The organism is Acetobacter sp. KSO5, assembly GCF_044094635.1.
GTDB classification, from domain to species: Bacteria; Pseudomonadota; Alphaproteobacteria; order Acetobacterales; family Acetobacteraceae; genus Acetobacter; species Acetobacter cerevisiae.
Map to the genome: position 1 here is coordinate 2,541,525 of NZ_CP172014.1, position 12,657 is coordinate 2,554,181.

General features: G+C 58.3%; 9 protein-coding genes. All 9 read right to left on the reverse strand.

The window, feature by feature from the left end:
- Nucleotides 1-3: 3 nt before the first annotated feature.
- Entirely contained in the window at nucleotides 4-2,217 is a 2,214-nt protein-coding gene (gene parC / locus ACHQGU_RS11395) for a DNA topoisomerase IV subunit A (protein WP_395495081.1), read from the reverse strand.
- A 68-nt stretch (nucleotides 2,218-2,285) separates the two neighbouring features.
- Nucleotides 2,286-3,086, reverse strand: coding sequence for a DNA repair protein RecO (recO, locus tag ACHQGU_RS11400; protein WP_395495082.1), 801 nt, complete (start codon nucleotides 3,084-3,086; stop codon nucleotides 2,286-2,288).
- Between the two features lie 18 nt (nucleotides 3,087-3,104).
- Nucleotides 3,105-4,010 carry a translation elongation factor Ts gene (gene tsf, locus ACHQGU_RS11405; protein ID WP_062141506.1) on the reverse strand — a complete coding sequence of 302 codons (906 nt, stop codon included), beginning with the start codon at nucleotides 4,008-4,010 and terminating at the stop codon, nucleotides 3,105-3,107.
- 128 nt (nucleotides 4,011-4,138) lie between these two features.
- Nucleotides 4,139-4,948 carry a 30S ribosomal protein S2 gene (gene rpsB / locus ACHQGU_RS11410; RefSeq protein ID WP_043553616.1) on the reverse strand — a complete coding sequence of 270 codons (810 nt, stop codon included), beginning with the start codon at nucleotides 4,946-4,948 and terminating at the stop codon, nucleotides 4,139-4,141.
- A 164-nt stretch (nucleotides 4,949-5,112) separates the two neighbouring features.
- The gene (locus ACHQGU_RS11415) at nucleotides 5,113-6,216 is read right to left on the reverse strand and encodes a Rieske 2Fe-2S domain-containing protein (protein ID WP_395495083.1); all 1,104 of its coding nucleotides are present in this window, start codon (nucleotides 6,214-6,216) and stop codon (nucleotides 5,113-5,115) included.
- Nucleotides 6,217-6,411: 195 nt separating this feature from the next.
- A complete protein-coding gene (locus ACHQGU_RS11420) occupies nucleotides 6,412-6,783 on the reverse strand; it encodes a hypothetical protein (RefSeq protein WP_062141502.1) in 372 nt (123 codons plus the stop codon).
- A gap of 114 nt (nucleotides 6,784-6,897) precedes the next feature.
- Nucleotides 6,898-7,722, reverse strand: coding sequence for an aminotransferase class IV (locus ACHQGU_RS11425; protein ID WP_395495084.1), 825 nt, complete (start codon nucleotides 7,720-7,722; stop codon nucleotides 6,898-6,900).
- Nucleotides 7,719-9,134, reverse strand: a complete 1,416-nt coding sequence (locus ACHQGU_RS11430) for an anthranilate synthase component I family protein (protein WP_395495085.1) — start codon at nucleotides 9,132-9,134, stop codon at nucleotides 7,719-7,721. The genes ACHQGU_RS11425 and ACHQGU_RS11430 overlap by 4 nt, the downstream gene beginning before the upstream one ends.
- A 13-nt stretch (nucleotides 9,135-9,147) precedes the next feature.
- A complete protein-coding gene (gene dnaE / locus ACHQGU_RS11435) occupies nucleotides 9,148-12,567 on the reverse strand; it encodes a DNA polymerase III subunit alpha (protein WP_043553611.1) in 3,420 nt (1,139 codons plus the stop codon).
- Nucleotides 12,568-12,657: the final 90 nt, after the last annotated feature.

Consider the following 12,657-nt stretch of genomic DNA (forward strand, 5'->3'; position numbering starts at 1 on the left):
TGTTCAGGCTTTCTTGAGCGCCCAGGAGGGGGCTTCCTTACCCACAGCGGCGCGTTTCCCCACCCAGGTCTGAAGGTCTGCAAACGGACGCAGGCGCACGTTGCCGGGCCATAGCAGACCATCCTCAGCTTTAAAGACGACTGCATTCTTCAGGGACTCACTGGCTTTGGCATATTTCTGCAAGCCGACACCCAGACCACGCCCCATGACCGGCAGTTGCTCCAGCGGGAAAATCAGGAAGCGGCGGTTACTGCCCAGCACGGCAACCTGATCACCTTCTGCAGGCACGCAGAGCTGTGCGCTTTCCTCGCCCTTCAGGTTGAGCACCTGACGGCCTGAACGCTTTTCCGCCACCATGCTCTCTTCGTCCACCAACATGCCGCGCCCGGCGCTGGAAGCGACAAGGCGACGCGCACCGGCCTGCACCGGGAACACGGTAATCACGTCTTCATCGTTCGAGAGATCAAACAGCAGACGCACTGGCTGGCCATCGCCACGCCCTCGCGGCAGGTCCGCGCCTTTCACGGTAAAGGCGCGCCCATCAGTGCCGAAGAAGCACAATTTGTCCGTGCTCTGGCAAGGCACCGCAAGGCGCAATCCGTCGCCTTCCTTGAACTTCTGGTTCTCCAGATCAACAGCATGGCCTTTCACAGCCCGCACCCAGCCTTTCTGAGACAGGATGAGGGTCAGAGGCTCACGCTCCACCGTTTCCACTACGGAGATATCAATGGGGGCCGGAGCGGACTGGAGCGTGCTGCGCCGTTTGCCCAGCTGACCTTGCCCGAATTTCTTGACCATGCCCTCAAGTTCGCGCCCGATACGGAACCACCGCTTCTTCTCGTCACCCAGCAGCGTTTCCAGTTCGGCCTTCTCGGCTGAAAGCGCGTCATGCTCCTTGCGGATTTCCAGCTCTTCCAGCCGGCGCAGGCTCCGCAGCCGCATATTGAGCACAGACTCGGCCTGCAGATCGGTCAGTGAGAACGTGGCAATCAGGCTGGCCTTCGCATCATCCTCTTCACGAATAATGCGAATGACCTCATCCAGATTCAGATAAACTGCCAGGAAACCTGCCAGAATTTCCAGCCGACGCAGGACAGCGTCCAGACGGTGGCGGCTCCGACGCTCCAGCACCACATGGCGGTGGTCCAGCCAGGCACGCAGAACGTCCTTCAGGCCCATAACACCCGGTGCGCGGTCCGCACTCAGCACGTTCATGTTCAGCGGGAAGCGGCTTTCCAGCGTGGTCGCCCGGAAGAGGGTTTCCATCAGCACTTCCGGCTCAATGCCGCGTGTTTTTGGCTCCAGAACCAGGCGGATTTCATCCGTGCTTTCATCCCGAATGTCGCCCAGAAGCGGCAGCTTCTTCTGCTCCAGAAGATCGGCAATCTGCTCAATCAGACGGGATTTCTGCACCTGATACGGAATTTCGGTGACAATAATCTGCCAGGTGCCAAAACGCCCCTGTTCGACTTCCCACCGCGCCCGCATGCGGAAGCCACCACGCCCTGTCTCATAGGCTTTCAGAATGGCGTCCGAATCTTCAACAATCAGGCCACCGGTCGGGAAGTCCGGCCCCGGCATCAACGCCAGCAGTTCAGCCGTGGTAATGTCTGGCTTACGGGCCAGCAGTGCAGCAGCCGCACAGACTTCGGCAGCATTATGCGGCGGAATGCTGGTGGCCATCCCTACAGCAATCCCGGCCGCACCATTGGCCAGCAGGTTCGGGAAAGCCGCAGGCAACACAACCGGTTCCTGCTCTTCACCATCATAGGTCGGGCGGAAATCGACGGCATCATCTTCAATACCGTCCAGCAGAGCCTTGGCGACTTCGGTCAGCCGCGCTTCCGTGTATCGCATGGCGGCGGCGTTATCGCCGTCAATGGAACCGAAGTTCCCCTGCCCTTCCACCAGCGGGTAGCGGGCAGCAAATTCCTGTGCCAGACGCACCAGCGCCTCATAAACCGAGGCATCCCCATGCGGATGGAATTTACCAATAACGTCACCCACCACACGGGCGCATTTCTTGAAGCCGGAGGACGGGTCCAGCTTGAGTTGGTGCATGGCGTAAACAAGCCGACGATGCACCGGCTTGAGGCCATCCCGCACGTCAGGCAGCGAGCGCGACATGATGGTGGACAGCGCATAGGCCAGATACCGTTCACTGAGCGCATCCGCCAGCTTGGTATCCTCAATATGGCCTTCAAATGTCTCGCTCATTTCCTGCTCCCCAGACCCAATGCCGGCTCTCATACAGCCTGAGACATAACGCTGTGACGCGTTTTGTTCTAGTCTCCTTCTTCTTCAGGCGTCTCATTCGGCTGTCCGGCAAGACGCGCCACCCGATCCACCAGCCGCTCCCGCGCCGCAGGCAGGGGACGATGCCGCTGTCCGAAGGCGTCCCGCGCCAGAAAATGACCTGTCAGCCTTAACCCGGCCAGCCAGTCCTCCGGTGTGCCGGTTTCCTCCTCAGACAGCAGAAAGGACGGAAGCGGCAAGAGCCTGTCTTTCCATTCCCCGGCACCGTCTTCAGACACCGCTTTTCCTGTTTTGGGAGATACATAGGCGAGGCCCGTTGTGGCGCCTGTCACTGCGCAAGCGGAAAAATCGAGACCAAAGCCAAGTTCCGTCAGCAAAGCGCATTCCCAGCGCACCACATCTGGCAGTCCTTCCCGCTCGGACACGGCGGGGTCAAACCCCAGAAAACTGAGAAGTTTTACCGTTTTGGCAAACAGTATCGGGCACGGCTCACCTTCCGGCAAAGCCGCATCGGCCAGCACACAGACGGACTGGACCATGGCCAGCGTGAGCGGCGCATCCAGCAGTCGGAAGCCGCAGCCATACAGTAATTCACCAGAAAGCCGGACGATGCCGCTGGCAGAGCGCGCCTGAAAACGGGTTTTAACCAGATTTCCCGGCTGCCATAACGCGCTGCCTGCGCGGGATCTGGCCCCATAGACCACACCGCGCACCAGCCCGTTTTCTTCTGTCAGCACATGCACACGGGCGTTATTTTCACCCAGCAAGGCCGCAGAAAGCACAAGGGCGGGAGCCTCCCTGTCGAGGGAAGTCCCGCCCTGTTGCATCATCGTGCAGAAACGCCCGACTTAGACGCCGGAAACCTTGGCCACTTCTGCAGCAAAGTCGTCGGCTTCTTTTTCAATGCCTTCGCCCAGCTGGAAGCGGTCAAAGCCAACCAGCTTCACGCCAGCTTTCTCCAGAACTTTCTTCACGCGGCTTTCACCGTCATGCACCCACACCTGCTCCAGAAGAACAACTTCTTCATAGAACTTGCGGATACGACCTTCGACCATCTTTTCGATGATGGCTTCCGGCTTGCCGGAGTCTTTCGCCTGGTCGATCAGCACAGCGCGTTCACGCTCAACTTCAGCCTGATCAAGGCTGGTCACGTCCAGAGCGGACGGACGCGTTGCAGCAACGTGCATGCCAATCTGGCGGCCGAGCTGGGTAATGGCGTCAGAAGCAGACGGAGCTTCCAGAGCAGCCAGAACACCAATCTTGCCAACGCCCGGGCGCAGGGCACCGTGCACATACGTTGCCACAACGCCAGACGGCACCGTGAACACGCGAGCGCGACGCAGGGACATGTTTTCACCAATGGTGGCGATCAGGTGCGTCAGTTCATCAGCAACCGTGCGGCCGCTGGCCAGTGTTGCTGCCTTGATAGCTTCCAGATCGTCACCGACCTTAAGAGCAACCTGAGCAACAGATTCAACAAAGCTCTGGAACGCTTCGTTACGGGCCACAAAGTCCGTCTCGGCGTTCACTTCAACCATGGCTGCTTTTTTGTCTTCGGATGCAACAGCAACCAGACCTTCAGCGGCGGTACGGCCGGACTTCTTGGCAGCAGCAGCAAGGCCCTTGGTGCGCAGCCAGTCAACGGCACCTTCAATTTCACCGTTGGACTCGTTCAGAGCCTTTTTGCAGTCCATCATGCCTGCGCCCGTTTTTTCGCGCAGTTCTTTGACCAGTGCAGCGGTAATGGCCGCCATAGTTCATCTCCTTAAAAACCGGAACGCGCCCCTGGGGGCGCGCACAGGGCTGTCATGCCTGTGTGCAGGCATCTATCGTATCTGAAAAACCGGCCCGGCAGATCATGCGCGGGCCGGCCAGCAAAACTTTAGTTTGCAGCAGGTGCCGGAGCAGCAGCAGCTTCAGGCGCTGCAGCCGGAACTTCTGCTTCCAGAGCCGGGTCAACCGGCAGTTCTTCAGCAGCACCGAAATCCTGGCCAGAAGCGCCCAGTTCAGCGGAGATCCCGTCCAGAACGGAAGAGGAGACCAGATCGCAATACAGGGAGATGGCGCGGATGGCGTCATCGTTACCCGGAACCGGGAAGGTCACGCCCTTGGGGTCGGAGTTGCTGTCCAGAATCGCCACAACCGGAATACCCAGCTTGTTGGCTTCTTCAACAGCCAGCTTTTCCTTGTTGGTGTCGATGATGAACAGGATGTCGGGCAGACCGCCCATTTCCTTGATCCCGCCGAGGGAGCGTTCGAGCTTGTCACGGGCGCGGGTCAGCTCAAGAATTTCTTTCTTGGTCAGACCGGACGTGCCGCCATCCAGCGTTTCTTCAATCTGGCGCAGACGCTTGATGGAACCCGTAATGGTCTTCCAGTTCGTCAGCATGCCACCCAGCCAGCGGTGGTTGACGTAATACTGGCCGCAGCGCTTTGCAGCTTCAGCAATCGGTTCTGCTGCGGCGCGCTTGGTGCCAACAAACAGAACGCGGCCACCACCGGCAACCGTGTTGCGGATTGCCTGAAGAGCGCGGTCAAGCAGGCCAACGGTCTGCTGAAGGTCGATGATGTGGACCTGATTACGCACACCGAAGAGGTATGGCTCCATCCGCGGGTTCCAGCGGCGGGTGTGGTGACCGAAGTGAACACCAGCTTCAAGCAGCTGGCGGAGTGTGAAATCTGGCATCGCCATGGGGCGTATTCCTACCTTATCTGGTTAATCCTCCGCGAAGCACGGCCCCTTTACTGTTCAGGGCACCAGAAGGTGTATGGCTTCGCGTGCGTAGTCCCGGCCTGGGCCAAGCGATGCCGATATGGCGGTTTTCGCTGGCCCTTGCAAGGCAAAAATGCGGGTTATCAGCCCTTGTGGATGGGTTTGGCGTTTGCGTTGGGCACGCCTTTACGGGCAAGCAGAGCCCGCAGAGCCTTCACAATAGGGAAGACTTCAATGTTGTGGTCGCCCCCAAGCTCACGCCAGGCCTTCTGTTCGAGCTCCACAATTTCCCGGTCTTCTTCAAAAATACGGTGCGTGAAGATCCCCAGAACCGGCCAGGCCATATCCAGCAGAAAGCCCCATTTGGGCTTCTTGACGGAGAGCAGACCAAACGTCTGGGTGCCCAGCTGGTCAGACCCCAGCGGCACATAGGCCACCCACAGGTCCATCACCAGATCACCATCTTTGTCATGAATTTGCAGAGTCTGGTACGGGTAGGTGGTGCGGATGGAGACAATTTCCTCCACCGGCTGTTCCTGCCCTTCAATCTCACGATGCTTGCCAAAAATCAGAGCTTCAGCCAGCGGCTGGTTGCCACCCTTACGGGCAAAGCTGTACCGGGCTTCCTGAAAGTTCTCGCCCTTGTCCTGCCCCATGAAGCGGGCCGTGATGGACCCCATCTGCCGCCGATGCAGGAACTGATGGTTCATGTCCATCAGGTTTTCATGCATGAAGGTGTAGTGGCATTTCAGACGCGGATGGAAACGGCGGGTCTTGAATTCCGGATTTTCAACCTGCGCGATATCAGGCATCGGCACGCTGTCCGCCAGAGCAGGGTCTCCGGGGAACACAAAAATCAGACCGCTTTTTTCCCGGCAGGGATAAGACTTAACAGGCCGCCCCACCCCTTCCTTATTAAGATAAGGCACCGTGACGCACTGGCCCGCACGGTCAAACGCCCAGCCATGATAGCAGCATTTGATGCAGTCACCTTCGACCTTCCCCTTGCTCAGAGGGACCTGCCGATGGGCACAGCGGTCTTCCAGCGCATAAACCGGACCATTTTCCGGACGAATCAAGGCAATGGGGTGCCCTGCATACCGGGCAGGAAAAGTCTTTCCCGGGCGCACCTTGTGCGACCACGCAATGGGGTACCAGAAATTCGGATCACAATCGATCTGCCGCAGATCATACTCCGGGGCAGAGACCTGTTCAGCCAGTTTTTCTTTGACTGCTTCTTCCTGCATGGGTCACCTCTCATAGTACCAGAGGCGAATGCGCAAAAAAACGGCACCACCTCACCGGGTCATGCCGTCTAGGATTGGTCTTTCCCCCAGGATCAGACAAGCCCCACCTCTGCATGCCAGATTAGCAAGGGATTAGCGTATTATAAAGGAAGAGCCCTCTGCTCCACTGAGAAACAAAGGGCTCCAGAACATTTTTTATTTAGGCGAATGCGGCAGGGGGTAGTGCTTACGGGGCTTGGTCGGCTGATCAGGCTTTTCGGTTTTTGGGCCCGGAGTTGTGGTGCCGCGGTTCGTCGTCGAGTCCTGACCATTGCCACCATTGGACGGCGGCTGCGTCCCGGGCTGTTCGGCCTCGGTGCGCGGGTTGTTCCAGAGTTTATGAGACGGCTCGACCCGATTGCCGTTCTCGTCCTTGGCCGCAGGCGGCACCTTACCAACCTGAGACGCCGCAGAATTTGCGGTCGGCGCGCCGGGAACCGAATCACTCTGCGTTGTCTGCGCCAACGCAAGCGTCGGGGCCATCAGCATGGAAACAGCCAGAGTCATGGAATACAGTTTTGAAGACATGGGATATCCTCCCGTTCAAGATGTAGATACGCACTCATGCCTCTAACGAGGCCTTTCCGGAAAGGTTGCCTTTCCTTATTTACAGAGCACACCTGCCAGAACGGAAAGGCGGCCTCACGCTCCCCCACATGCGGGCAGCGGTATGTCCAGCGCAGCACATAGCCTGCTCAGACCGGCCGCGGACTGTCTGACCGATGCACCATCAAACGCCTTCACCTGTCGCACACTCAGACTGTTAATCAGGTAAAGTCCCTCTGCGGCCTTCAGTCGCGCCAGAGAGAGAGGCTCTTCCCGCAACAGCCCCGCCTGCAACAGCACGGCCCGCGCAACTCCCGGCAATGCCCCCTCCCCCACCGAAGGCGTAAAAAACTCGTCCCCCTCCTGAATCACCACCGTGCTGATGGGGGTTTCCGCCACTCTTCCGCGCACGTTCAGCAACAGGGCTTCATCACACCCAGCCCGCATGGCCTCCTGCCGGGCCAGAATGTTAGGCAGATAATTCAGGCTTTTCAGACGATTTAAGGGGGATAACTCATCACGCCGAATGGTTTGGCTTGTCATGAGGGAGACCGATGACACCGTTGCCTGCCCTGCCGTAGCCGTCATAAAAACGGTAGGCTCTCCCTGCTGTAGCGGCAAAAGCCCTCTCGGAGCCACACCCCGTGTGACTGTCAGACGGGCAGAGCCGTTTTGCACATCCGTTGCCAGCAAAAGCGCCTGCGCGGCCTGCGCCACTGTCGCCGCATCAGGAACTGCCAGCCCAAGCACCGCTCCTCCATGCTGCAAACGCTGCATATGCAAATCCAGATGGCGCACACGTCCATTTTGCACACGGAGCGTTTCAAACAGGCCATCCCCCAGCGTCAGCCCCCGATCCGTCAGACTAACATGCGCCTGTGCAGCCTCACACAGATGCCCATTCAGCCAGACCAGACTCATGCCTCATCTCCAAAAAGCGCTAGGAAAGGAGCCAGTTTCAGGCGCATTTCTTCATATTCCTTTTGAGCGTCAGAGAGGATGGTAATCCCCCCACCTGCGGCCAGTGTCAGAGAGTCCTTTTTCCGGACAAGCGTTCGAATAATCACAGAACTTTCTAAACGGCCATCCACCCCGACACAGAGCACGCTCCCGCAATAGGCCCCACGCGGAGAAGCTTCCAGTTCTTCAATAATTTCCATAGCCCGATGCTTCGGGGCGCCCGTCACAGAGCCGGGTGGCAGGGTAGCACGCAGCAGGTCAAACACATCCCTCCCGGCCTCCAGTTCCCCCCGCACTTCAGACACCAGATGATGCACATGGGCAAAGCGTTCCACCCTGAGAAATTCCGGCACACTCATGCTCCCAACCCGCGCCACACGGCCAATATCATGCCGCATGAGGTCCACAATCATCAGGTTTTCAGCCCGCTCCTTGTCATCTGCGCTCAAACCAGCCGCAAAAACGTCATCCTCTTCCGGCGTCTGCCCGCGCGGGGCTGTACCCTTGATGGGCCGGGATGTCACAACGCCCTGCGCGTCACACTGCAAAAACCGCTCAGGGGACGTGGAATGTAACGCGTATCCCGCCCCACAGGACAAATACGCGCCAAACGGTGCCGGAGCCTTCTGACGCAGAGCCAGATACAATGCCGTATTTGGAAATTCTTTTGGAAATAAGGAAAAATAACGCCCCGTGATATTCACCTGAAAAATATCCCCGGCAGCAATATACGCTTTAGCGCGCTCTATGGCCTCGCAATACGATGCGCGGGACTGATCGAGACGCAACTGCACCCAAGGCACATCTGGCAAAGTGACCAAGCCCTCAGGCACAGCCTCCCATGCTGCGACATGCGCCGCAACCGACTGGCCCCCAGCGGTATCCTGATCCCCCTCCAACACAACGCCCGTAACAAAAGCACGTTTTGAAAGACGATCCCACACAAAGGCATGATCATAAAAGCCGGAAGCCCAGTCCGGCTCATCCTGCGCAGAGTGACGGGGCGAAATATGTTCCAGCTGCTGCCCGAGACCGTATCCTGCAAACCCGACCCATCCACCGTAAAATGGCAGTTCCGGCATCCCCTCTGGCCCATCTGCGCGGATAACAGCAGACGGCATGGCCTGCCGTAACCGGACAAACAATGCATCTGGCGCAAAGGGAACAGGCGGTTCGGCATTCTGAAAAATCTGCCCACCCTGCACCACAAGAATCTGACGCGGCGTTCGGCAAAAAATCTGCCAGCGACTGCGGCCTTCTACCGGTCCGCCACTATCCAGAAACGCACACCACGGCGCATCTCCCCATGCTGCAAACACAGCCTCCGGCTCACGCCAGGCCAGTTCCTTTACCCAGACCCGTGCCGTGACCATATGTTTTGCAACCTCAGACCTGTTCTACGCGGGAAATACCTTCCAGCATTTTGAGCCTTTGCCCCAATAGCGGTGTAACCCGATACCCACCGCGCAAACGGATTTCCACATCACAGGTTTCCGCAACCCCCGGCAGCAGAACAATCCGGCTGGAACCGCCTTTCTGTTCTGTCAGAATTTCATTCAGACGCGGTAAAGCGCCTTCCTGCTCTACCCAAATCCGCAACTCACTTTTTGCCTGCGCTGCGGCCTGCTCAAGCTCCACAATATCCGTCGCTGTAATGCGCATTGCCTCGCCTTCCAGCTTCAGGTCCGCCGTTACCAAAACAGCAGTGCCAGCCGTAAGGCTTTCGCGCACACGGGTCAGAACTTCAGAAAATACGGTCACTTCACAGCCACCGGAGGAGTCTGAAAGCCGGACCCATGCCATCTTGTTACCCGTGCGGGTCGGGCGTTCCTTACGGTCCACCACACAGCCCGCAATGCGCACACGGCCTACCCCGGCTTCCGCCGCTGAGAGCAGACCAGAACAGCGCGTCACATCCAGCCGACGCAGCACAGTGCCGTAGGAATCCAGCGGATGGGCCGTCATATGGAAGCCAATAGCTTCTGCTTCCATGGCCAGACGCTCGAACTCAGGCCAGTCCTGACATTTTGCAAGACGTAGCGGCTCAACATGGCCACCGCCGCCAAACAGACCAATCTGGCCAGAAGCCGCCTCCTGCGCCTGACTTTGCGCTCGCCGCAAAATGGTATCTGCCGAGTTAAACGCCAGTGCCCGGTTTTTATCCAGACATTCAAACGCCCCGGCTTTTGCCAGATTTTCCATTTGCATGCGATTGATCTGCTTGGGGTCAATCCGCATGGCAAAATCTGCCAGATCCTTGAACGGTTTGTTCCCACGCGTTGCCACAAGAGCTTCCATCGCGCTGAACCCAACCTTTTTGACGGCTGCCAACGCATAACGAATCCCGTGGGTGCCATCCGGCAACGTCTCGACCGAGAAGTCCGCTTCGGATTTATTCACATCCGGCGGCAGAACCTTAATGCCCATCCGCTCGGCTTCCTGCCGCAGAGCCGCCAGCTTTTCCGTCCGCTCCCGCGCCAGAGACATACAACCAGCAAGGAACGCTACCGGATGATTAGCCTTCATCCACGCTGTCTGATACGAAACTAATGCGTAAGCAGCGGCATGGGATTTATTAAAGCCGTAGTCGGCAAATTTCGCCATGAGGTCAAACACCTCAACGGCTTTATCCCGATCAATCCCGCGCTTGACGGCCCCTTCCGTGAAAATCTCGCGCTGGGTATCCATTTCCGCACGGATTTTCTTACCCATGGCACGGCGCAGCAAGTCAGCGCCGCCGAGGCTGTAGCCCGCCATTTTCTGGGCAATCTGCATCACCTGTTCCTGATAGACCATGATGCCATAGGTCTCTTCAAGAATATCGCGGAGTTCCTCGTGCGGCGGTTCCCACGCTTCCCCGTGCTTTCTGCGGCAATAATCAGGAATATTCGCCATTGGGCCGGGACGATACAGCGCCACAGCCGCAATCAGATCTTCCAGCCGGGTGGGACGCATCTGTTTGAGAACATCACGCATCCCGGCACCTTCAAACTGGAAGACGCCGGCCGTATCGCCGTTACTGAGCATGTCGTAGGTGGCCGGGTCGTTCAGCGGAATACGGCTGAGATCAACCTCAATCCCCATTTTCTTGAGGAAGCCAACGCCCCTTTGCAAAATGGTCAGCGTGGTCAGCCCCAGAAAGTCGAACTTGACCAGCCCCGCCTGCTCAACAAATTTCATGTTGTACTGCGTGACGAGCATGTCGCTTTTCGGGTCTCGGTAGAGCGGCACCAGCTCTACCAGAGGCCTGTCGCCAATCACCACACCGGCGGCGTGGGTACTGGCATGGCGGAACAACCCTTCAATCTGCTGGCCAATTTCCAGCAGGCGGCGCAACGCTTCATCATTGTCGCGCATTTCCTGAAGTTTCGGCTCTCCGGCAATAGCTTCCTTCAGTGTGGTCGGTTTGGCCGGGTTGTTTGGAATAAGCTCCGCGACCCGGTTGACCATGCCATACGGCAAGCCCAGCACACGCCCGACGTCACGCACCGCAGCACGCGCCTGCAACTTACCGAAAGTGATAATCTGCGCCACACGGTCCGGCCCGTATTCCCGACGCACATAGGCAATCACCTCGTCTCGCCGGTCCTGACAGAAATCGATATCAAAGTCAGGCATGGAGACACGTTCGGGGTTTAGAAACCGTTCGAACAGCAGGTTGAAAGGGATCGGGTCGATATCAGTAATGGTCAGCGCCCATGCCGCCAGAGAGCCTGCGCCCGACCCACGCCCCGGTCCCACCGGAATATCGTGCGCCTTCCCCCACTGGATGAAGTCCGCAACGATCATGAAGTAACCGGGAAACCCCATGCGGGAGATAATATCCAGCTCAAACGTCAGCCGGTCTTTATATTTCTGCCGGGTTTCCTCATCCATGGTCATGCCGGAAAGGCGTTTTTCCAGCCCTTCCCACGCCATGGCGCGCAGCGTTTCGTCTTCCGTCGCTCCTTCACGCACTTTTGGGCAAACTGGCAGCAGTGGCTTGCGGGTTTCCACTTTAATCGCGCAACGCCGGGCGATTTCCAGCGTATTGTCACAGGCGTCCGGCAGATCGGCAAACAGAGCGCGCATCATTTCCGGCGGTTTGAACCAATGTTCCGGCGTCACACGCCAGCGGTCCCGCTCCGCCATGGTCCGGCCCTGAGCGATACAGATCAGCGCATCATGCGCCTCGTACATTTCCGGGCGCGGGAAAAAACATTCATTGGTCGCCACCAGCGGCAGGCCAAACTCATCCGCCAGCGCCAGTACACCCGGCTCCACCGCTTTTTCCACCGCCAGATTGTGGCGATGCAGCTCGACAATCAGGCGGTCACCAAAGGCTTCCTTCGCCTGCGCCAGCCAGCGTTCTGCCTCGTCCTTCTGCCCATCGGCCAGCATCTGGAAGACCGGGCCGCGCGTGCCGCCCGTCAGCAGCAGCAGCCCTTCCGAACGCTCACACATTACCTCCATGCTGATCACCGGATCAGCCGGGTCGGACTCTCTAAAGCCAGTGGAAGACAGATATTGCAGGTTGGCCAGCCCCACCTCGTTCTGCGCGAGCATGACAATCGGCTCAGACGGAGAGCCGGGCTTGTCGTTACGAGACGGCAGGCCAAGCTGGCAGCCAATAATCGGCTGAATGCCGCTTTTGCTGGTATACTGGGAGAATTCCAGCGCCCCGAAGAGATTGCCCGAATCCGTGATAGCCACGGCGGGCATTCGCATCTCTTTGGTCAGAGAGACCATCTCCGGCACACGAATGGCCCCCTGACTAAGGGAGTAGGCGGAATGGACACGGAGATGAACGAAATCGGCGTAAGACATGCGCCTTTCTATCACATCCTGCGGGGCCTTCGTCACCTTACAAATGCTTATCTGGATACCGCCCCGCGCCCGGATGCTTTACAACCGCCC

Bases quoted from the DNA above. Each gene is read 5' to 3' on its own strand.
- tsf (WP_062141506.1), bottom strand. From the start codon at position 4,010: ATGGCGGCCATTACCGCTGCACTGGTCAAAGAACTGCGCGAAAAAACG.
- ACHQGU_RS11425 (WP_395495084.1), bottom strand. From the start codon at position 7,722: ATGAGTCTGGTCTGGCTGAATGGGCATCTGTGTGAGGCTGCACAGGCG.
- recO (WP_395495082.1), bottom strand. From the start codon at position 3,086: ATGATGCAACAGGGCGGGACTTCCCTCGACAGGGAGGCTCCCGCCCTT.
- parC (WP_395495081.1), bottom strand. From the start codon at position 2,217: ATGAGCGAGACATTTGAAGGCCATATTGAGGATACCAAGCTGGCGGAT.
- ACHQGU_RS11430 (WP_395495085.1), bottom strand. From the start codon at position 9,134: ATGGTCACGGCACGGGTCTGGGTAAAGGAACTGGCCTGGCGTGAGCCG.
- ACHQGU_RS11420 (WP_062141502.1), bottom strand. From the start codon at position 6,783: ATGTCTTCAAAACTGTATTCCATGACTCTGGCTGTTTCCATGCTGATG.
- dnaE (WP_043553611.1), bottom strand. From the start codon at position 12,567: ATGTCTTACGCCGATTTCGTTCATCTCCGTGTCCATTCCGCCTACTCC.
- ACHQGU_RS11415 (WP_395495083.1), bottom strand. From the start codon at position 6,216: ATGCAGGAAGAAGCAGTCAAAGAAAAACTGGCTGAACAGGTCTCTGCC.
- rpsB (WP_043553616.1), bottom strand. From the start codon at position 4,948: ATGGCGATGCCAGATTTCACACTCCGCCAGCTGCTTGAAGCTGGTGTT.